This is a genomic window from Pseudomonas sp. R37(2017) (genome assembly GCF_002113375.1).
GTDB lineage: Bacteria > Pseudomonadota > Gammaproteobacteria > Pseudomonadales > Pseudomonadaceae > Aquipseudomonas.
On record NZ_NEHO01000024.1, the window covers coordinates 42,519 to 63,293 of the forward strand.

Here is a 20,775-nt window from a genome sequence, read left to right on the forward strand (position 1 = left end):
CACTATCCCAAACCATGGCGGGAGTGGGGAAAATGAGTGGGTGAAGGTCCCCGATGTTGAGGATTCCCACCCACTGCTGTGCTTCCGCCACAGCCTTCAATCTTTTGATACAAATCAAGCATCCACCTCTCCGAAGCCCTGCCTCGTTTGGCGCACCTCTTGCATCGACCGCTTGGCGAACGTCAGCCACATCGGCGCGCCCTGAGGGAAACCAGATGAAAAGCATGCCTGCCGCCAAATCGCTCAGTTTTTTCCGCAAATCAGGCATTGCCGCTGTGATGCTGATCAATGTCAGCATCGGCAACGCCATCGCCGTACCACTAGATGATGTCAGCCAGCCACCACCGACGGACCCCTCGGCATTCAGCGATCCCCCGGCCGATCTCGACGCCGCGTCGGCTGCCTTGCGGGCCATGCCACCCGTCAACCAGGGCTCCCTCGCCTTGCCCAATGGCGCTTTTGGCACCCGCCTCACCACGGTAACGACAGACAACGTGCTGCCGCCAGCCCTGCAGACATCCTTCAAGATCCCCACAAACGGCAAGCCCAGCCCATTGTTCGGGGCCCAGCCGTACACTCAGCAACTGCTGCTGTTCGAAGAATTCGGCACGGAAAAACTCGACCCGACACTGCCGGCACCGCCCCTGACCTTCCCGGTTCCGCTCGCTGGTCCGGCGCCCACGCAAGACCCGAACAGCATCGCCCGCAGCGGCCCTTCGCCCATGATGCTGGAAAACTTCATGCGTCAACCGGGGCTGTACCCGTTTCCGTCGCAGTTTTCCAATGTGCTGGACCGCAACCCGTGGAAAGCGCAGATCGAAGCCTTCCTCAACCGCCATCCGGTCGGCTCGCCGGCCGAAGGTCGTCCGCCAGGAAAAGGCTGGTCGCACCAGCGCTGGAATGAGTTCTTTCCACAGGTCGGCTTCAAGACCGTGCAGGCCGGCGCCCAACCCAACACCGGCATGCGCGACCGCAGGCAACTGCACAACTACGCCGTCGGTGAGTTCGGACCTGGCGGGCTCTATAACCAGACCTCGAACTCCCCGGTCCTTACGGGCACCACCAAAGGCATCAATGTTCGTTTCCACCCCAACATGCCGATTCAGAACCACAAGGCGCTCTGGACCTTCGACGGCACCTTTCCGCCAAAACTGTTGATGGTGCGTTACGGTCAACCCACGCTGATGCGCCACTACAACGCGCTGCCAATCGACCCGTCGGCCAACATGGGGTTTGGCCTGCACACCCTCACCACCCACGAACACAACGGCCACTCCCCGGCCGAAAGCGATGGCTTTGCCGGTGCGTTTTTCTTTCCGGGGCAGTACTACGACTATCGCTGGCCGATACAACTGGCCGGTTACGACACCATCAACACCAGCGCTCAGGATCCGCACGCGGCGTTCCCCTGCGCCCCGGGCGAAACCCTGTACGTCAACGATGCCACGCCGGGCCTCAAGACCTGCAACAACGGCAGCATCAAGATCCGTGGCGACTGGCATGAAACCATGAGCACCCACTGGTTCCACGACCACATGCTCGATTTCACCGCGCAGAACGTCTACAAGGGCAACGCGGTGATGATGAACTATTACAGCGCCCTGGATCGTGGTAACGAAGCCTTCGAAGACGGCATCAACCTGCGCCTGCCCAGCGGTTCGGCGCTGCCTTGGGGCAACCGCGACTATGACGTCAACCTGGTGGTGGCCGACAAGGCCTGGGACGCCAATGGCCAACTGTGGTTCAACCCGTTCAACACCGACGGTTTCCTCGGCGATCAGGTCCTGGTCAACTGGCAGTACCAACCGCGCCTGAATGTGCGGGCGCGCAGCTATCGCTTCCGCATCCTCAACGGCTCGGTGTCGCGCTACTTCAGGATCGCGCTGGTGCGTGAAGTCGCAGGCACCGGCGGCGAGTTTCCCGGCCCGGCCGGTTCCGGCGTGTCTTATACCCGCGTGCCGTTCCACTTGATCGCCAACGACGGCAACCTCATGGAGCATGCCGTGCCGTTCGACGGCAGCATGGACCTGGATGGTGACGGCGACGTGCAGGACCACAACGCCATCCTGCCCACCCAGGGCATCGCCGAGCGTCTCGACATCATCGTCAACTTCGCGAAAAACGGCATCTCTGTGGGCGACAAGCTGTACTTCGTCAACCTGATGGAGCACCACGACGGCAAGGGGCCGGAGTCTACAATGCTGAGCCTGGCCGACGTGCTGTCCGGCAAGTACAAGGCGGTGCTCAAGTCGGGCAGCAAAGGGCTGGAATGGGACGCCGGCGACCCGGCAGTGGGCAAGTTCATGCAAATGGTGGTGCAGCCTTATACCGGCACGGACGTGAGCATGAACCCCGCCGACTTCGAACCCGCCAAACCGGGTAAACCGGCCGGCAAAACCATGATCCCGCTGACCCTCAACCGTGACGATCCGGTGGTGCAGACCAAGCTCAAGGCGGCACGGCATCGCGAGTTCATCTTCGGCCGCTCCGACGGCACCGACGAAACCCCCTGGACCATCAAGACCGACGGTGGGCTGTTGGGCTTCCCCATGGACCCTCGAATCATCAGTGCCGCTCCGCAACTGGCTAACGGCCCGACCCCTGCCGGGTTCTCCGGTGACGGCACCCTTGAGGTGTGGAAAATCAAGACCGGCGGCAACGGCTGGAACCACCCGGTGCACGTGCACTTTGAAGAGGGGATCATCCTCCACCGCGATGGCAACCCTCCTCCGGAATGGGAAAAATGGGCGCGCAAGGACGTCTATCGCATCGGCGAGGGCATCGACAGCTCGGTTGACGTGGAAATGGCGATCCGCTTCCGTGAATTCGCCGGGACCTACATGGAGCACTGCCACAATACCCAGCACGAAGATACCTCCATGTTGCTGCGCTGGGATATCGAGCACCCCGGCCAGTTCCAGTTGATGCCAGCGCCCCTGCCTGGATGGGACGGCGTCACCTACGTCAACTCTTCCGCGCTGCCAACCTTCCGCACCGGCGATACCCGTGCCAATAACGATGGAGACAACAAAAAACCGATCGCCAACCCCGACAGCGCCGTCAGCAATGGCCAACCGGTGACCATCAACGTGCTGGCCAACGACAGCGACCCTGACGGTAACGTGCCACTCAAAGTGGTGGGCCTGGAGCAACCGGACTCTGGCAAGGGCATGGTCAGCACCGATGGAACGCGCGTGACCTACACACCACCGGCCACGATCCCCGCACCGTTCACCGCGACCTTTACCTATAAGGCTGCCGATGCCAAGGGTGCGGAATCGACATCGGCAACGGTGTCCGTGGCGGTCTCGGCGGCGGCCGTCGAGAACCTGATCGTCACCAGCGCGACCGTCACCGCCCGCAGCAACGGCCGCTACTACTGGGCGCTGTCCGGCACCACCTCCCGTGGCACGGGCAACACCATCAAGGCGACGGCCACGACCACAACCGGTTCGGTGAACCTCGGCACCGCCACCCTGACGCCTACGGCGACAGGCGCGCGCTGGAACATCGCCGTGACGACCGTCGGCGCCACCCCGACGCCCAACCCGACAGCGACCATCACATCGGCCTTCGGCAAAACCGTGACGGTGCCAGTGCACTAGCGCGGGATGATCGGCGCCCGGTCCATGCAATGTGGGCCGGGCGCTTTTTTTTGGAATGCGGGCAAACCCCAATGAAACCCACATTTTCGGTTTGCTGCCATACACAAATTTTGCTTTCACCAACGATCCCTGTGGGAGCGAGCCTGCTCGCGAAGAGGCCGGCACTTCCAACATCATCGTTGACTGACACTGCACCTTCGTCGGAACGCCGCCCGGAGCAGGCTCGCTCCCACAATTGGATCGCTGTCGTTCAAAAATCCTGTGTTCACCGGCGATCCCTGTGGGAGCGGGCCTGCCCGCGAAGAGGCCAGCACATCCAGCATCATCGTTGACTGACACTGCGCCTTCGCGAGCAGGCTCGCTCCCACAATTGGATCGCTGTCGTTCAAAAATCCTGTGTTCACCGGCGATCCCTGTGGGAGCGGGCCTGCCCGCGAAGAGGCCGGCACATCCAACATCTTCGTTGACTGACACTGCGCCATCGTCGGAACGCCGCCCGGAGCAGGCTCGCTCCCACAATTGGATGGCTGTCATTCACAAATCCTGTGTTCACCGGCGATCCCTGTGGGAGCGGGCCTGCCCGCGAAGAGGCCAGCACATCCAGCATAATCGTTGACTGACACTACGCCTTTGTCGGAACGCCGCCCGGAGCAAGCCCGCTCCCACAATTGGGTCGCTGTCGTTCACAAATCCTGTGCTCACCAACGATCCCTGTGGGAGCGGGCTTGCCCGCGAAGAGGCCGGCAAATCCAACATCATCGTTGACTGACACTACGCCATCGCCAGTGAATCAGCGCTCTCCCGTCACCGCTGCGGCGCCACCATCCGAAAGCGGATATTGATCTCGTTGGACACCACACTGTCCGCCCACTCGCCCTCGCCTATCTTGAAGTCGTCACGCTTGAGCACCAGGTCGCCAACGAAGATGCCGATGGAGCTCTCCGACTTCAGCAGCACTGGCACACTCACCTCCCGAGTGAGCCCGCGCAGGGACAGTTTGCCGGTGATGGTGTAGCGGTTATTGCCGAGGGCCTTGATGGACGTCGATTCGAAGGTCGCTACCGGATAAGTCGCGGTGTCGAACCACGGCGGTTTTTGCAGCTCGGTGTTGGCTTCGCTGCTGCCGGCGTCGATGCTGCTCAAGTCGATGGTCAGCGCCGCGCGGGCGGCGCCGGGGCTATCGGTGTCGAAGTCGAGAGTGGCCTTGAACTTGCCGAACGTACCGAAGACTCGCGACCCCATCTGCTGATAGGTGAAACTCAAAGTGCTGGCCTTGGCGTTCACCTCCTTGTATTCCACGGCTTCAGCGAACGGCGCCAGGCCGAACACCAAGGTGCCGGCCAGAACAACGCAACGCGCGGATCGAAGGTTCATGGCACTCTCCGGGAGGGCTCCCGTCTTGAGTTGGCGTGCCGCACAGATCGATCGGCACCAGATGGACTAAAGCAAACAACCGGCGTTTATTCCACTTCCCACGGCGGTTTGCGACCGCCTGCCGCTGGCGGTCCGTACTACCCACACGCCTCGCGTTGCCATGCCCGCTGCAACAGCTCGATCACCTCGGCATCCTGGGTCTGGGAAAAGTCCACGTACCAATGACCAATCGCCGTAAACCACTCGGGCATCAGCGGGCAGACCAGTTCATCCACTTCGCTGCGCAAGGCCTCCACTGTCTCGATCGGCGCCACCGGCACCGCCACCACGATGCGCGATGGCACCTGCACCCGCAGCGCCTGGATTGCCGCCCGCATCGAAGCACCGGTGGCCAGGCCATCGTCGATCAGGATCACCACCTGGTCCTTGAGTTGCACCGGCGCCCGTTCCCCGCGGTAGACCTTCTCGCGGCGCAGCAGTTCGCGGGTTTCCCGTTCGACCACGGCGTCAAACGCGGCGCGATCGATCGGGTGCGCGCGCAATGCCTCTTCGTTACGAATCCGGATACCACCACTGGCAATCGCCCCCATGGCGTACTCCGGACGGGACGGCACCCCGAGCTTGCGCACCAGCATCAGGTCCAGGCGAACCTTCAGCGCCGTGGCCACTTCATAGGCCACCGGCACGCCGCCACGGGGCAAGGCCAGAATGATCACATCGGGGCGATTGGCATAAGGCAGCAACGGCTCGATCAAACGCCGCCCCGCCGCTGCTCGGTCTTGCAGGATGGAATGGGACAAGGGGCTCATTGGAAACCTCCCCAGGCGAACACGCCTGTCGGCTCACAGCCCCCAAATTGTCGACCTCATGCAGGCCGACTTCAAGCACAACGGCCTACACCAACCGCTCGATCTTCTGATGCTGCCACACCAGCTTGTAATACAGCGTCTGCAACACCAGCATCCCCAGATACGCCACCGGAAACGCCATCCACACCCCTTGCAGCCCGAACTTAGCATCCAGCAGATACGCCGCCGGCAACTGAACCCCGACCACGCAGACAATGGAAATCGCCACCGGCACCATCACCGTGCCGCTGGCGCGCATGATGCCGCCGATGATCGCCTGGAAACCGAACACCAACAGGCTCCAGAGCATGATGTGCAGCAGGTGCTCGGCCATGTCGAGTGTCGCTTCTTCAGTGAGGAACGACGCCAGCAGCCAGCTCGACAACAAGTAGCCGAGCACCACCAGGCCACCGGTCAAGCACACATTGATCATCAGCCCGGTCTTCAGGATCGGCCCGATACGCTCGATGCGCCCCGCCCCGATCGCCTGCGCCCCGAGGATCGACGCGGTAATCGCAATCGACAGCGCCGGGAACTGCACGTAATTGACGATCTGCGTCACCGCGCCATACGCCGCCGTCGCCTGGGAACCGTGCCGGTTCACCAGCGCCAGAATCACCAGCTCCGACAGCGACAACACCACCATCTGCAACCCGGTGGGCAAACCGATGCGCAACACCTTGCCGAGAATCGCCATGTCCAGCTTCATCGCCGCAAAGAACTCACGGTCCGGCGCCAGTGGGTGGTCCTTGCCAAGCAAGCGCCACGCCAGCAGCCCCATCGCCACCAGGTTACCCACCAACCCGGCAACCGCCGCACTCTGAATCCCCATCGGCGCAAAACCCAACCAGCCGCGAATCAACGCCGGCGTCAACGCCAACCCGACCATGGTCGACACCACCAGCGCCATCAACGGCGACAAGGTATCGCTCACCCCGCGCAACAACTGGGTGAACAACACGTACACCAACAGCGACGGCATGATCCACAACATCACATGGGCATACGCCACCGCATCGTCCAGCACATCCGCCGGCGTCCCCAACCCCACCAACGCCGACCGCGCAAACACACTACCCACCACCGCCGCCGCCAACCCGATCAACAGCCCCAGCAGCACAGTCGCCCCGGCAATCGTCTTCACCAGATGCGTCTCCCGCGCCCCCCACGCCTGCCCGATCAACACCCCCGCGCCAGCGCCAAGGCCGATCACCAGGGCGATGAAAAAAAACACGATGGGGAACATCCCCGACACCGCCGCCAACGCCTGAGTGCCGAGCATTTGGCCGATATAGATGCTGTTGACCGTGCCGGACATCGATTGCAGGAAGTTCGACAGCACCATCGGGGCGAGGAAAAACAGGTAGGTTTGCCAGAGGGGGCGCTGGGGGGTTGGGGTTTGCATTAGCGAAGGTCCATCTCGACGGCGGGAACGATGATTAAGGATAGCGCGGGTAGCTGAAACCAAGGGCCGTGAACATCTCAGGTCTGTGTTTGGATTTCCAGCGACGGGGGGGGTGAAAGGTCTGAAGTTTCATCGACACCAGTCCTACACAAAGCTCGGAATGCCTCACCTACCGCACTGATCTCGTGCGGCTTATAGTCGGCGCCGTCGCCCAAATGGCGGCCGGGTTTGGCGACCTGATCATAGAGAATGCGAAGGCTACCCGCTTTATTGCAGGTATCATCGCACCCGCAAAGCCGCTGTCATGGCGGCTGTGCGCGGGAGACCTACGGGTCTGCCGGTTTTCTCTGTGCCGGTTCGCCAACCTGCGCACAGCTGCCACCCAATCGTTTGGCGACGACTGAGTGACGGCCTTGAGCCCATCAAACAGAGATCTTCACAATGAATCGATACATGCCCCTCACCGGAATCGACCTGGTTCCGGCTTCCCTGCTCATCGACACCCAAGCGCCTCTCGACGTTCTGCAAGCCATGGCGGATTACCGTATTCGCACGGTTACGCAGGTGCTGGAAAACATCGCCTACCGATCAGAACTTGGTTGCGACACGGTGGTGTTGGAGGACTTTGCCAAGTTGCTGGTCATTCCGTTGCGGGATGGTTGTGATTTGATGGATGTGATTGGGCGGCGGTTGCGGGCGCAGGCTGCGGAGTGAATGAAAGCGGGCATCAAAGGTGCCCGTTTTTTTCCTCAAAAGACGAGGGACGATTCAGTTTCCCATTCAACTGACCTTGCTGCGATACCAGACGACAGTACTACCATCTTCAGCATGGGTTTTTCGTATTTCGAACTGCTGTGACTCGTGCAGGGCATGTCTCCAACTGCTGCAACCGTAGCGCTTGGGCGTCTGTATCTGGATAGGCATCACCAATCCAGCGAATGACTGTTTGCAGACGAGTCCAGCCATCTTCGGCGAACTTGATTTCTGCTTCGCGTAAACAACCGCATATCCCACTAGCAGGCCAATCGACTGAGCCATCCACCCGAATACCGTCCAACTCACCTTCAAATATTTGGCTCTGTATAAACGAATCCATTTGAGCTCGTGCCTCAATCATGGCTTTGGCCCAACATTGCAGATTCAGACAATGCCGATTGATGGTTTGGTAGCTTTCCTCCAAAAAACCATCCGCCGCCTGGCAGCCTGATTCAGACCAGAGATCGAAATGCTCAATGAAGTGGTGAACCAGCTTATTGCGCAGGCCGACCAGTTCATTGATCGCTACTTTCGTTGCCTCATAGTGCTCGGCTGGCATTTCCAACTGGTGTCGATAGCTGAGCCAGGCCTGATCAGCGAAATCGGTTGGTGTCTGTGACTCTTCATTTTTGGGCGACTGGGTCAGAAAGCTTTCGGTCAGCATCCCGACCAACATGCCCATGGTCTTTTTCTGGGTACTTGCGATCTTCTGCTCACGGATAATAGTCAACTGATCAACGGGACCGGTCAGCTCGCCATCCACGACGAAGGCTTTCAGCAGCTGTTCGTATTGTTGCAGGCGCAACAGGCAGCGTCCGAGCTTGCGCTGCACTTTATGTTGAAGGTCAGGTACATCATCCGAGGGCATGGTAGTGACTTCATCCATGATTAACGACTCAGGCATGAGTGGTAGGGCTGGAGCGATTCACTGCAATACGCTTGCCCTGCCAAGAGGGCATGCAACGCATAAATCGGACGCTTTTCAAACACAGTGTAGGTTGAGTCAATCCGCTCGGACTTTTTCAACAAAATCGATCAATTTCCGGCAGTCGTGACAGGCAGAGATCGGCCAATAGCCGCCTGTGAGGACTGGCAATGAACGACCAGATATGGACATTGGACAGTGTTGGTAAAAGCACCGCCTATGTCAGGTGCAATTCACATGACCTGCGAATGCCTAGGCAGCGCTATGGAAATCGATGCAGCCAAGAACACGAAAACGGTAGAAATCCACAGGCAGACCTCCAACCCATATGCCTGGAATACCCATCCGGACAGCAGCGTCCCAATCAACCGGCCCAGGGCGTTGGACATGTAGTAGAAGCCCACATCCAGCGACACGCCGTCTTCCTTGGCATAGCTGACGATCAGGTAGCTGTGCAGCGAAGAGTTCACTGCGAACAGCACGCCAAATAGCATCAGTCCGCCTAGCAGCACGATCTGAGCTGACCAACCTGCCGCGAGGCCGATGGCAATGGCGGCGGGCAACATCGCCAACAGACTGGCCCAGACGAACGCCGCGCGCCCATCCGGAACATGGCCACGCTGCTTGCCGGTGATGGCCGGCGCGAGAGACTGGACTATGCCGTAGCCGATGATCCAGGCGGCAAGGAAGCCACCCACCAGCCAGAAGCCCCAGCCGAATACCGTACTCAGGTACACCGGCAGCGCCACCACGAACCAGACGTCCCTCGCGCCGAAGAGGAACAACCGCGCGGCGGAGAGGATGTTGATCGCCCGGCTCTTGGACAGGATGTCGCGGAACTTCGGCTTGGCCTTGGCCTTGCCCAGATCTTTTTTCAGCATCACGAGACTGCCGATCCAGATCAACGCGAGTACCGCCGCCATGGCGACGACCGCCCCCTTGAATCCCAAAAGAGCCAGCAGAGCACCACCGAGGAAAAAGCCGACGCCCTTCAAGGTGTTCTTCGAGCCGGTAAGGATAGCCACCCATTGGTACAAGGTGCCTTGCTGATTGTCCGGCACCAGGAGCTTGATCGAACTCTTGGCGCTCATCTTGTTGAGATCCTTGGCGATGCCCGACAGCGCTTGCGCCCCCATCACCCACGGGATGGTTAGCCAGGAAGCCGGTACGGCCAGCATCAGCAAGGCGATGACCTGCATGCCGAGGCCGAGGTTCATGGTGCGGTTCAACCCCAGGTGCGCGCCCAGGTAACCACCCACCAGGTTGGTGATGACACCGAAGATTTCATAGAACAGGAACAACGCGGCGATCTGAAGCGGCGTGTAGCCCAACGCGTGGAAGTGCAGCACCACCAGCATGCGCAAGGCGCCATCGGTGAGGGTGAAGGCCCAGTAGTTGCCGGTGACCAACAGGTACTGGCGGATTTCCGGGGAAAGGGCTGACAACGCATGCATGATCGCTGCTCGCTCCCGTTCAGCCGGCCCGGCCGACCAGGCGGGCCAGTTCGACGGTGCGGTTGGCGTAGCCCCACTCGTTGTCGTACCAGGCGTAGAGCTTCACTTGGGTGCCATTGACCACCATGGTCGACAGCGCATCGATGATCGAGGAACGCGGATCGGTGCGGTAATCGATGGACACCAGCGGGCGCTCCTCAAAACCCAGGATGCCTTTCAGCTCGTTCTCGGCAGCCGTCTTGAGCCACTGGTTGACCTCCTCGATGCTGGTTGCGCGTTCTACTTCGAACACACAATCAGTCAGTGAGGCGTTGGCCAGTGGCACGCGCACAGCGTGACCATTCAGGCGACCGCGCAGCTCGGGGAAGATTTCCGCGATGGCCGTGGCTGAGCCGGTCGTGGTTGGGATCAGGCTCATCCCCGAGGCACGGGCACGGCGCAGATCCTGGTGCGGCTGGTCGAGGATACTCTGGGTATTGGTCAGGTCGTGAATGGTGGTGATGGAGCCGTGGCGGATGCCGAGCTTCTCGTGGATCACCTTGACCACCGGTGCCAGGCAGTTGGTGGTGCAGGACGCGGCGGTGACGATGCGATGCTCCGCCGCATTAAACAGGTGCTGGTTGACGCCCATGACCACGTTCAGTGCGCCCTTTTCCTTAACTGGAGCACTCACCACCACCCGCTTCACGCCTTGGTCGAGGTAGGCTTGGAGCACGGCCACGGTCTTCATCTTGCCGCTGGCCTCGATCACCAGATCGCAGTCCGACCAGTCGGTGTCGGTGATGGCCTTGTTGGCGGTGACCCGAATGCGCTTGCTGCCGATCACTACGCAGTCACCATCGGCACCGGCTTCGTGGAGCCAGCGTCCATGCACCGAGTCGAAGTTCAACAAGTGGGCGTGGGTCGCGGCGTCACCTGCCGGGTCATTGATCCGGACGAACTCGAACTCCGGCCAGTCCCAGGCGGCGCGCAGCGCCAAGCGACCGATACGACCGAAGCCATTGATACCAATTTTGATGCTCATGTTCGTGTTCTCAGATAGCTGTTGAGATAAAGGAGAAGTTCCTGGCAGGTGCTCAGCAGCAGGCGGCTACCCGCTCCGGGCGATCACCCATGGCGTTCAGGCGCCTGGCTTCGGGGTCTAACCAATGCCGGTTAGCGTCCAGCGCAGTACTCAGCACGCGGCGTACCCAATCCGGGAGATCCGGGTGCAAGCGGTAATACACCCATTGGCCCTGGCGTCGATCCGCCAACAACCCACTGGTGCGCAGCTGCGCGAGGTGCCGTGAAATCTTGGGCTGGCTTTCATCCAGGGCACAGGTCAGCTCGCACACGCATAGTTCCTCTTCGCGGGTGATCAAGAGCATCAGGCGCACACGGGTGTCGTCAGCCAGGCATTTGAATACGATGGTTGGGTTCAGTTGGTCAGCCATTGCGGCCTCTGCGTTGGCATTTACTCTGCTGCGCCGGAGGTGGTCAGCAGTCAGAACTACAGGAGGCATATTCGAAGCCCTGCCTCCTAAGTACATATGGAAAACTGAATATACGAATTTTCATATGTAAAGCAAGCATTGGAAGGTGAGGCAAGCGGCAATGGGCTGAGATAATGGCTTGATCGAAGCCCTACCTCCGGGCATCAGCTCCAATGTTCGAGGAGGAAGTATCCGCAGCCCCAACGTCCACGTCTGGCCGATTTCTGCCTTTACCCGCTGGTAACGAGTATTCCTCCAGTTTCGTCCTCGGCAGCTGTCAACCTTGTCAACTTACTTGACAAGGTTGACAGGCATTTTGAGCGTCTGCTTGGGGTTAACTGACGAAGCCTGGACGCACGCCGCGCTTAGTATTGGCGGGGGCTGTACGGAAAATCGGCTGCGCGCTGCACGTAACTGATAGCTCAAAATGCAGGATTTTTTTGTCAACCTGTCAACTAACTTTCAGACACTGCCGCTAACACGATCACGCGAGTCTTCGCCCCCGTCTCTCGAGAAAGTTTCCAGGGTCCCCGGCGTGTTTTGCAGAGGGCAGGTCGCTGATTGGAGTGGTGCTGCGTCATTGCATTGCACTTTGGGAAACTCCGAACAAGTCTTCAGATTTGCTTAAATTCACCTTCACCACCTGACTCTTGCAAATCAACTTGCGTATCCAAAGCTGACAACACTTCATAAGCTATTTTTACTCTTTCCGGAATCGGGTAGTTTTTGTTCGCCAGTATAACGATACCCATGCGCTTTTTTGGGATAAAGGCAACGTAGGCACCGAAGCCGCTCGTGGATCCGGTCTTATTAATTAGCACATTGTTCTGTGGGGGCGTAGGAGGGCTGAGCTTGATAGCTTCATTCGCTTCAAAGAGCATTTTTTTCGAGTTCCCAGCAAGCAAGCGGTCGAGCCCTATCGGATACGGGTAAATTTCCCATCCCAGTCCCTGCGTCATATCGCCCACTTGGTAATAACCTTTATGTGTCGCGATTATCGCGCGCTTAAGCGGCTCCTGTAGATCCGTTGGCTGCATGTTTGCCTCGACAAATCTAATTATATCGCCCGAGCTTGATTTGACACCGTAACCCTCTGCATCCAAAGTACCGGCAGATACCCTGATCGGCTTGCCTTCTTTATCATAGCCATACGCATAATTACTCATCTGTTCTTGTGGGATGCTGATATGACTGCTTCTAAGCCCCATTTCGGTGAATAGCTTGCTTTCCAATAAGTCTTCATAGGACTTACCCATACTTCTGGCTGCGAGATAGCCGAAGAGACCGATGCTTGGGTTGGAATAGAGTCTGTGCGTACCGGCTGAATAGGTCGGTTTCCAATTATAGAAATAATCGATCATTTTTTGATGACTATCCACATAATTTGGAAACTGCAGTGGCAATCCACCGGCAGTGTATGTCCCAAGATCAAGTAGGCTAATGTTGTCGAAGCTACTGCCGCGCAGCGATGGTAGGTATTGGCTTGCGCGATCCGATAGTGAAAGCGCTCCACTTTCCTCTGCATAGGATGCCAGGGTAGCAGTGAAGGTTTTGCTGACCGAGCCGATCTCGAAAATCGTCTCGTTGGTAACGATCTGCCCACTCTCCTTGGAGGCAACGCCATAATTAATGAAGTAGTTTTCCCCACCAACCGTAACCGCTACAGCCATACCAGGCACTGAAAATTCGTCAATAACTGGCCGGACAGCCGCATCCACAACAGCTCTAATCCGGCTCTCCATATGGTCTTGGGCGGCACAATTTCCAACAAAAAGGAAAAGCGCGGATGCAAAAATACCTAATCGCCAACCTATACTGTTTCCGAGCATAATTAATTATCCTGCAAGAATCTTTATCTTTATCTTTATCTTTATCTTTACCCGCACCTGCAATGCAGGGGTTCCAAGCTTTATACAGTAGTGATCAATTTGCAAAGAACAAGAAATGTCTCAAACCGTTTCGTGCAGTGCCTTTGCCCAGACTCCTGGCGTCACTCCGATTACGCAACATGGTCTCCAGCGGATAGGGTTTACGGCCACTACTAGCCTTCGGGTAATACGGCTCGATCAACCCCAGCAAACCACTCCAGGGCACGACCTGATCCATTTCGGCAAGGAAGCGTTCACGGCGGGTTTGCTTGTGCTTACCGGCGTATTCAAAGTCGGAAAAGCTCATCTGGCTCATGCGTGGCTCGGGTCAGGTGGTGAAGGTGAATTTCAGCACATCTGAAAACTTGTTCGGAGTTTCCCTAGGACTGCAGTTGGAGCTTGGCACTCACAGACAGGCGCTTTTAAATCCTCACCTATGGTTGTTTTCTGAAAGCCCTTGCAGCCCTTGTTTTTCGAGAGCTCCAGGGCATTACCAGAATCTCCGGATCTAGCACCTGTCTGCACGAGCCGTGGCCAAATTGGCCCTGTATCTAACGACCCAATCGGTAATCGATCAGTCTGGCCATGCCGTTAATGGCTGTTTTCGCCATCCGCGGCAGCCCTCGGCGATACACCAACCTAGGCCATTCCCCCATCGACATGGCTGGCCAGCGTCGTTGCGATGAACAGGACCGCAAAACCCATAGGGGGCGGGGCTTGCAGTGAGCGACTAAACAACAACCAACCACCGAAAAAAGGTCATATATACCGAAGACGCGGGGCCCGAATTACCCCCTTGCCCCACCCCTTCGGGAGGACCCGTTGATTTTTCTGGATGGCCCGCAAGGGCGTATGGCTTTCGAAGCTGCAAGTGTGACTTTCGAGCGACCGTATTTGGCCGTTTTCTGCCCTTCGTGGCAGGAAAAAACCGGCCAATAGCTACCGCCGACTTCAATAATTCACCCCCCAAACCCACCCTGACCAACCAGAACAAAAACAATCATCCCAGCCAACCCCATCAAACATCCAATACCAACGAAATAGGCAATCGTGCGCCACGGTTGCCAGCCCGCCAGGTACGTCAACGTATGCAGCACTCGTGCGGTGGTGAAAATGCAAAACAACCAGACAGTGCGATCCGCTGGTGTATCGAGCAGCACACAGAGTCCGCCCAACGCGAAAAACAGCGGAATGTTCTCCAGGTCATTCAACCAGGCATTTTTCGCCCGGGCGACCTGTGGCAGTTCCTCCGCGCTGGGTGTGCGGCCGACGAGTTTTGCGTCCTCGGCATTTTTGAAGGTCATGCGAGTTATTCGGTAGAAGCCCTGATAGCAGGAAATCGCGAACATCTTGAAAAACAGGACCACCACGCACAACGCGTAGACAGATAAAACCGTGCTCATTTTCTCTCCTTAAAAAAACCCCGGCCATTGGGGGAGCGGACAAAAGACTAGACCAGTTGGACGACCATGGTAATTGCGCGTGCATGCCTGATGTAGCTTCGCGCTACGTCTCAAAGTCCATGTGCAGTTTCGCCAGTACGTTGAAGATTGGCTCCCCGGCTTGATGTGGGATCTTCGATTGAGTGAATACTTTCTTCCAATCCGACAGCGCGGCGAGGGTCTGCTCGATGTACTCCTCGGCCTTGAGGTATTTGTAATCCTTGCAGATTTCCATGATCCGCTTCCTGGTCGGTTTGCCCGGATTGCGGCCACCGAAGTCTGTGGTGTGCTCGCCCATGGCGTTTGAGAAGGTCACGTCGTAAGCGGGGGCAAGCGTCCAGGTTTCCTTTTCGCCAGGCTTTGCAGGGTCGTGACAAAGGAAAGCAAAGTTCTTCGCGTGGTCGTCATGGTTATGTGACAGAGCGTTGAAGATCATCAGCCTGGCCATTTTTTCGACCTCGACAGCACTCCTGGTCATTACTTGGGTGAGTTTCAGCAGGTTGGGGTAGTCGATGGATGACAGCGCGCGGTAATTCGCATACATCAGGGCCGATACGGTCATCATGTGAATCCTGCGGTCGCCCTCTCGGTCGAAACGCCTTGTCGCGAAGAACCTTTCAACCTGGCCGTCAGGTATCTGCATGGTCAAGACAGTCGACTCCGCCATGGTCACCCCGGCGGCCCTTGCCATCTCGGCATAGGCAAATTCGATGGCCCCTGTTTCCACCGGCTCATGCAATGCCCTGAACTTGACGATCCAGTGTGCATAGCCTTCGGGAAGTGGCCCGAAGGCCGAGGTTGCATGAGCTCCATCGGCAGAGAGCGCCACAATCGCCTTTGGACGAGCACCACCCGGCGAGCCACCGGCCAGCCTGAGTGTCTTGAGCACCTCTTGCGTCCCGCCCTCCTGAACCTCGATCGACGCTAGATACAGCTGGCAGAGATCGACAGGACCGGCCAGCTCGGTTTTTTCAGCCTGCGGCTGATACTCGAAAGCCCCCATGCTTCGGTCGCCCATGTAGGCCAGGCGATCCAGGGCGGTGACTGTGAGGTGGGTGCCGTCACCAAAGGTGCTGTTGAAAAACCTGTCCATCAGCAGCGTGCCCCAGCCATCTGGCAGGGAATCAGCGAACGGCCCGTGGAGCCCTTCGAAGAGGTTGGTGTCTTTGGCCAGCTGGGGTTTTTCGTCCCAGGCCATGGTGAGCGGAGAGAGATTGTAGCCAGTGGCGAGCCACCCCTGATCGTAAGCGAAGTAGATCCCCTTGCCTTCGGCTTTATGGAGCTCCCCGACCTTGGTGCCGCTTTTCAAGACGTTCAGCGCTTCGGTGCGTTTGAATGTCTTCGTCATCACCTCATCCCCCGCTTGCGCCTGGCATTCTTGAGTTCATCAACCGAATTCGGATGTTCGGGCTTGAAGAGCCTGGTCACGCCAGTAAGCTCATCAAGCGCGGTGGCCATGAGGATCAGAGCTTCCAGGGTCACCACTCCGGTCGTCTCGAATCGCTTGATGGTGGACTCGGACACCCCCGATTTTTCGGCGAGCGTCTTGCGGGAGAGATTTTTTGACAGACGCAGTGCCTTCGCGTTCTCTCCAATGTTCCTGGCGATTTCAGCCGGCGAATGGAGCAAGTGCATGAAAGACATGGAGGTCCTCAAAATATACTGATAATGGCTACATATGACCAACTATAGCAGTTAATAGCCACATTCAGGCCACATACGACCATTTGTAAAAATCATCAACGCCTCTAAACCCGCCATTCTTCCCCACAAACAACACCACAACCGCCAAGAATGATGGCCAAGGGCTACGCTCTCCACCGGCGTCTCATATACACCGCGACCATGTCGGCAATCGAATTGCCTCAATGGCTCAAGCTCCCTCGCCACAGGGGCGGTGTCAGGCTTTTCTTCCGCTGCTTTCTTCCCGGTTCGAATACATGGAGTAAGCGTACATGCCCTTCCCCCCTCGTTTCCTCGAGCACTACCGCAAAGCCGACCGCATCATGCTGGGCCTGATCTGGTTGATGTTCGTGTTCGCGGTGGGCCTGGCGTTCTGGCACGACACCTTCATGCAGGCGCTGTTGGTGGGCGGTGGCACCAGTGTGTCGTTGACGCTGTTGTATCGCGCCATCGGCGGGTCGCGGTGGATGCGCTGTTTGCTTGGGGTCGGCTTGATGGTGATGGCGGCGTTGCATATCAATCAGGCCGAGGGGGTCATTGAGTCGCACTTCGGGATTTTTGCCTTGTTGGCGGTGCTGACGTTTTATCGGGATTGGCTGCCGATTCTGGTGGCGGCGGTGACGATTGCGCTGCATCACGTGGTGTTTCATGTGCTGCAGCACCAGGGTTTCCCGGTGTTTGTGATGGCGCACCACGGTGGCTGGACGATGGTGTTCGTTCACGCCTTTTATGTCGTGATGGAGACGGTCGCGCTGCTCTATCTGGCGGTGCACAGCCAGGCCGATGCGGTGGAGAGCCAGGACATGCTGGACAAGATGCTCGCCACCACGTGCCAGTTCACTGTCGGTGCCAGCCAGGGCGACAAGGCGCGGGTGCATGTGTCGCTGGCCCAGCGTTTCGATCAGTTCCTCGGGCAGATCACCGCGCTGGTGGACGGCGTGGTGCGTGACTCTCAGGGTTTGGGTCAGTTGGGCCAGGAGCTGGCCAAGGCCAGCCATACGCTGGAGAAAGGCGCGCAGCATCAGTTGACGGAAATCGCCCAGATGACCGGGTCGATGCAGCGCATGGGCGATGCGATGGAGCACATTGTGGTTCACGTCGAGCACGCCGTTGAACATGCCGGCCAGGCCAGTGAGCAAATCAGCCGCGGGCAGGAAAGTGTGAACCGCGCGCAACAGGAAATCGTTCAGTTGGCCTCACGCCTGGAAGGCACGAATCAGACCGTACAGGAACTGGCCGGGCAGGCGCAGCAGATCGGTACGGTGCTGGAGGTGATCAGCAGCATTGCCGAGCAGACCAACTTGCTGGCGCTCAACGCGGCCATTGAAGCGGCGCGCGCCGGCGAGCAAGGCCGGGGCTTTGCCGTGGTGGCCGATGAAGTGCGCAGCCTGGCCCAGCGCACGGCGCTGTCCACCAGGGAAATCAGGACCATCATCGAGACCTTGCAGCAAGGCAGCCGCAAAGCCGTGGAGGCCATGCAGGACAGTCGCGAAGGTGTGGTGCGCTGTGTCGAGGACAGTCAATTGGCGGCAGCGATGTTGCAGGCCATCGGCAGCGACATCTCGCACATCGATGAACTCAATGGGCGGATTGTCACGACGACCCGCGAGCAGTCCTCGGCGAGTATCGAGATTGTCGGGCGCTTGCAGTCGGTGCAGAGCATTGCGCAGAACACGGCCGATGATGTGCAGACGCTGGCGTTGAGCAGTCGTCAACTGCCGCCGATTGCCACGCGCCTGGATGCGCTGGGGCGTACCTTTCACCCATGACGCAGCCGTGCCTGGCATGAACAATGTTTCATCCTCTAGCGCACGGCCTGATTTCATTGGCCGCAGCGCATATCGCCCCATCAACGCTCATGGTTTGTTCTCGATCTACTGACAATCCCATCACATTTCGCCCGATAGCCTTGTTGCTCCAATCGCTTCGCCGTCGTCTCGGCGGGCGCAACGTGCGAAACAGTGATGAACCATTCGTTAGTCAAATGGCTGAAAACCGACCGGGGTGCGCTGATCCTGCTGCTGGGCGTATCCGCGTTTCTTTTGCTGTTCGGGTTGGGCGCGCGGGAGCTCTGGGGCGCTGAAACGCGTTGGGCGAACATCGCGCTGCAGATGTTGCAGAGCGGCGATTATTTCGACCCTTACCTCAAGGGCATGCCCTATTACGACAAGCCGCTGCCGTCCTATTGGCTGATCACGGCCACGGCCCATTTGATGGGTGGCCTCGGGCACTGGTCGCTGCGTTTGCCTTCGGTGCTGGCGGCGTGGCTGAGTGTCTGGCTGGTGTACCTGATCGGTGAGCGACTCTATGGCAAAGGCACCGGCCTGATCGCCGGCTGGTTTCTGGCGACGACGTTCTTTTTCGTGTTCTGGGCGCGGGTCGCCACGGCGGACGTGCTGACGGTGTGCGGTGTGCTGGCGGCTGTCTGGTGGTACTGGCGCGGGCCGGACGACACGCGGCTGAGCAGGTACTGCGTGTTTTTCCTGATCCTGGCACTGACTTCGCTGTTCAAGGGCTTGATCGGCTTCATCCTGCCGGGGCTGATGCTGTTGCCGCACCTGCTCGGCGAGGGGCGCTGGAAGAACCATCTCAATCCACGCCTGTTTCTCGCGATGTTGGTGGGCGGCGTGGCGTACATGCTGCCGTTCATGCTGTCGCACCGTTATGGCACGCCGACTTATGGGCCGAGCGGGCTGGGCCTGGTGTTTCAGGAGAACGTGGTGCGGTTCTTCAAGCCGTTCGACAACATCGGGCCGATCTACACCTACCTGCTGTATCTGCCGGTCTATACCCTGCCCTGGGCCCCCTGCTGGCTGCTCGGCCTGTGGGTGGCCGTGCGCAACTGGAAGCACACCGAACCCAATGTTCGCTGGCTGATCTGTGGTCTTGGCTTGCTGTTCCTGTTTTTCACCGCCAGTGGCAGTCGGCGCAGTTATTACGTCTTGCCATTGGTGCCGTTTGCGCAATTGCTGGCGGCCTGGTGGGTCTCCCGGCGCATCGCGGCGCGGCAGGCGGCCGATGAGTCCAGAAGGTCCGGCTGGACCAAGGGTATTGCCGGGGCGGCCGGATTTCTGTTTGTGGTCCTTGGCGTCGTCTACCCCTGGACCAACGGCGGTGCCGGCGGGGTCATGCAGTTCACCCGGGATGTGCGCGCCGAAGCCATCAAGACGGCGCCGTGGAACGAATGGCGCATGGTGCTGGTGGATGTCGACAACAAGCTGCCCATGTACCTGCAGAATCACGGCGCGCCGTTCTACTACGTGCTCCCCGATTCGGACATTCCACAAACCGGCGACAGCGCTGCGCTGATGGCGTGGCTGGAAAAGCGAAGTGGCGAGACCTGGAATCCCGAGCGCACGATCATCATCGAGCAGTACAAGGACCTCAAGCATTTGCCGCTGGACTATCTGACCGCGGACCACCAGCTGATCACCACCAGGCCCAACAACGGCGCACGGTTGTTCCATTCAAAGGAAAATGGCAGTGCGGCGTTTATTCCCGATGGGAAAACGGTGGATAGCCCGGTGGTCGGACAGGTTGGTGGAATGTGAAGAACCGTTGTACATGAAAACCTGTAGGAGCGAGCACGCTCGCGATGGCGGAGTGTCAGCCAGCATCAATATCGACTGATCCGCCGCCATCGCGAGCGTGCTCGCTCCTACAGGGGATTTGTGGTGAGCAGCCGGTTTTTGCATGGCAGACACACAACTGTAGGAGCGAGCATGCTCGCGATGGCGAAGTGTCAGCCAGCATCAATATCGACTGATCCGTCGCCATCGCGAGCGTGCTCGCTCCTACAGGGGATCTGTGGTCAACAGCCAACTTTTGCATGACAGACATCTAACTAATGAAATGGCTACCCCCGCCGCACCCCCTGTGATCGCTCACTAAGCTTTCACAGGGGGCTAATCGGAGATCATTGCCATGAACAACGTTGCTATCG

General features: G+C 58.7%; 15 protein-coding genes and 1 pseudogene. 4 read left to right on the forward strand and 12 right to left on the reverse strand.

The window, feature by feature from the left end; translation table 11 throughout:
• The first annotated feature begins 215 nt into the window (after positions 1-215).
• Positions 216-3,605, forward strand: a complete 3,390-nt coding sequence (locus CAG47_RS25680) for an Ig-like domain-containing protein (protein WP_085728728.1) — start codon at positions 216-218, stop codon at positions 3,603-3,605.
• An 804-nt stretch (positions 3,606-4,409) separates the two neighbouring features.
• Here CAG47_RS25680 and CAG47_RS25685 read toward each other — a convergent pair.
• From CAG47_RS25685 to CAG47_RS25695, 3 genes are all read right to left on the reverse strand, one after another.
• The gene (locus tag CAG47_RS25685) at positions 4,410-4,979 is read right to left on the reverse strand and encodes a YceI family protein (RefSeq protein WP_085728730.1); all 570 of its coding nucleotides are present in this window, start codon (positions 4,977-4,979) and stop codon (positions 4,410-4,412) included.
• 137 nt (positions 4,980-5,116) lie between these two features.
• Entirely contained in the window at positions 5,117-5,788 is a 672-nt protein-coding gene (locus CAG47_RS25690) for a phosphoribosyltransferase (RefSeq protein ID WP_085728732.1), read from the reverse strand.
• An 85-nt stretch (positions 5,789-5,873) separates the two neighbouring features.
• A complete protein-coding gene (locus CAG47_RS25695) occupies positions 5,874-7,232 on the reverse strand; it encodes an MATE family efflux transporter (RefSeq protein WP_085728734.1) in 1,359 nt (452 codons plus the stop codon).
• A gap of 441 nt (positions 7,233-7,673) precedes the next feature.
• Here CAG47_RS25695 and CAG47_RS25700 point away from each other — a divergent pair, with 441 nt between their 5' ends.
• A complete protein-coding gene (locus tag CAG47_RS25700) occupies positions 7,674-7,946 on the forward strand; it encodes a hypothetical protein (RefSeq protein WP_056725158.1) in 273 nt (90 codons plus the stop codon).
• Between the two features lie 109 nt (positions 7,947-8,055).
• On the opposite strand, the gene CAG47_RS25705 is transcribed toward CAG47_RS25700, so the two are convergent.
• From CAG47_RS25705 to CAG47_RS25745, 9 genes and pseudogenes are all read right to left on the reverse strand, one after another.
• Positions 8,056-8,874 (reverse strand): hypothetical protein, encoded by an 819-nt coding sequence (locus CAG47_RS25705; RefSeq protein ID WP_256577549.1) that lies wholly within the window; start codon positions 8,872-8,874, stop codon positions 8,056-8,058.
• A gap of 272 nt (positions 8,875-9,146) precedes the next feature.
• Entirely contained in the window at positions 9,147-10,367 is a 1,221-nt protein-coding gene (arsJ, locus tag CAG47_RS25710) for an organoarsenical effux MFS transporter ArsJ (RefSeq protein WP_085728736.1), read from the reverse strand.
• 19 nt (positions 10,368-10,386) lie between these two features.
• A complete protein-coding gene (locus tag CAG47_RS25715) occupies positions 10,387-11,391 on the reverse strand; it encodes an ArsJ-associated glyceraldehyde-3-phosphate dehydrogenase (RefSeq protein WP_085728738.1) in 1,005 nt (334 codons plus the stop codon).
• 52 nt (positions 11,392-11,443) lie between these two features.
• The gene (locus tag CAG47_RS25720; protein ID WP_085728740.1) at positions 11,444-11,800 is read right to left on the reverse strand and encodes a metalloregulator ArsR/SmtB family transcription factor; all 357 of its coding nucleotides are present in this window, start codon (positions 11,798-11,800) and stop codon (positions 11,444-11,446) included.
• Between the two features lie 653 nt (positions 11,801-12,453).
• A complete protein-coding gene (gene ampC, locus CAG47_RS25725; RefSeq protein ID WP_085728742.1) occupies positions 12,454-13,668 on the reverse strand; it encodes a class C beta-lactamase in 1,215 nt (404 codons plus the stop codon).
• A gap of 172 nt (positions 13,669-13,840) precedes the next feature.
• A pseudogene (locus tag CAG47_RS25730) lies at positions 13,841-14,023 on the reverse strand (IS5/IS1182 family transposase); the annotation flags it as partial.
• A gap of 643 nt (positions 14,024-14,666) precedes the next feature.
• Positions 14,667-15,110, reverse strand: a complete 444-nt coding sequence (locus tag CAG47_RS25735) for an MAPEG family protein (RefSeq protein ID WP_085728744.1) — start codon at positions 15,108-15,110, stop codon at positions 14,667-14,669.
• Between the two features lie 103 nt (positions 15,111-15,213).
• The gene (locus CAG47_RS25740) at positions 15,214-16,497 is read right to left on the reverse strand and encodes a type II toxin-antitoxin system HipA family toxin (RefSeq protein ID WP_085728746.1); all 1,284 of its coding nucleotides are present in this window, start codon (positions 16,495-16,497) and stop codon (positions 15,214-15,216) included.
• Positions 16,497-16,793, reverse strand: a complete 297-nt coding sequence (locus CAG47_RS25745; protein ID WP_085728748.1) for a helix-turn-helix transcriptional regulator — start codon at positions 16,791-16,793, stop codon at positions 16,497-16,499. The genes CAG47_RS25740 and CAG47_RS25745 overlap by 1 nt, the downstream gene beginning before the upstream one ends.
• A 311-nt stretch (positions 16,794-17,104) precedes the next feature.
• Between CAG47_RS25745 and CAG47_RS29265 the strand changes: the two genes are divergently transcribed.
• Positions 17,105-18,601 (forward strand): methyl-accepting chemotaxis protein, encoded by a 1,497-nt coding sequence (locus CAG47_RS29265; protein ID WP_085728750.1) that lies wholly within the window; start codon positions 17,105-17,107, stop codon positions 18,599-18,601.
• A 195-nt stretch (positions 18,602-18,796) separates the two neighbouring features.
• Positions 18,797-20,383, forward strand: a complete 1,587-nt coding sequence (locus CAG47_RS25755) for a glycosyltransferase family 39 protein (protein ID WP_085728752.1) — start codon at positions 18,797-18,799, stop codon at positions 20,381-20,383.
• The last annotated feature ends 392 nt before the right edge of the window (positions 20,384-20,775 follow it).

Bases quoted from the DNA above. Each gene is read 5' to 3' on its own strand.
- CAG47_RS25755 (WP_085728752.1), top strand. From the start codon at position 18,797: ATGAACCATTCGTTAGTCAAATGGCTGAAAACCGACCGGGGTGCGCTG.
- CAG47_RS25720 (WP_085728740.1), bottom strand. From the start codon at position 11,800: ATGGCTGACCAACTGAACCCAACCATCGTATTCAAATGCCTGGCTGAC.
- CAG47_RS25705 (WP_256577549.1), bottom strand. From the start codon at position 8,874: ATGGATGAAGTCACTACCATGCCCTCGGATGATGTACCTGACCTTCAA.
- CAG47_RS25680 (WP_085728728.1), top strand. From the start codon at position 216: ATGAAAAGCATGCCTGCCGCCAAATCGCTCAGTTTTTTCCGCAAATCA.
- CAG47_RS25695 (WP_085728734.1), bottom strand. From the start codon at position 7,232: ATGCAAACCCCAACCCCCCAGCGCCCCCTCTGGCAAACCTACCTGTTT.
- CAG47_RS25735 (WP_085728744.1), bottom strand. From the start codon at position 15,110: ATGAGCACGGTTTTATCTGTCTACGCGTTGTGCGTGGTGGTCCTGTTT.
- CAG47_RS25690 (WP_085728732.1), bottom strand. From the start codon at position 5,788: ATGAGCCCCTTGTCCCATTCCATCCTGCAAGACCGAGCAGCGGCGGGG.
- ampC (WP_085728742.1), bottom strand. From the start codon at position 13,668: ATGCTCGGAAACAGTATAGGTTGGCGATTAGGTATTTTTGCATCCGCG.
- CAG47_RS29265 (WP_085728750.1), top strand. From the start codon at position 17,105: ATGCCCTTCCCCCCTCGTTTCCTCGAGCACTACCGCAAAGCCGACCGC.
- CAG47_RS25685 (WP_085728730.1), bottom strand. From the start codon at position 4,979: ATGAACCTTCGATCCGCGCGTTGCGTTGTTCTGGCCGGCACCTTGGTG.
- CAG47_RS25700 (WP_056725158.1), top strand. From the start codon at position 7,674: ATGAATCGATACATGCCCCTCACCGGAATCGACCTGGTTCCGGCTTCC.
- CAG47_RS25740 (WP_085728746.1), bottom strand. From the start codon at position 16,497: ATGACGAAGACATTCAAACGCACCGAAGCGCTGAACGTCTTGAAAAGC.
- arsJ (WP_085728736.1), bottom strand. From the start codon at position 10,367: ATGCATGCGTTGTCAGCCCTTTCCCCGGAAATCCGCCAGTACCTGTTG.
- CAG47_RS25745 (WP_085728748.1), bottom strand. From the start codon at position 16,793: ATGTCTTTCATGCACTTGCTCCATTCGCCGGCTGAAATCGCCAGGAAC.
- CAG47_RS25715 (WP_085728738.1), bottom strand. From the start codon at position 11,391: ATGAGCATCAAAATTGGTATCAATGGCTTCGGTCGTATCGGTCGCTTG.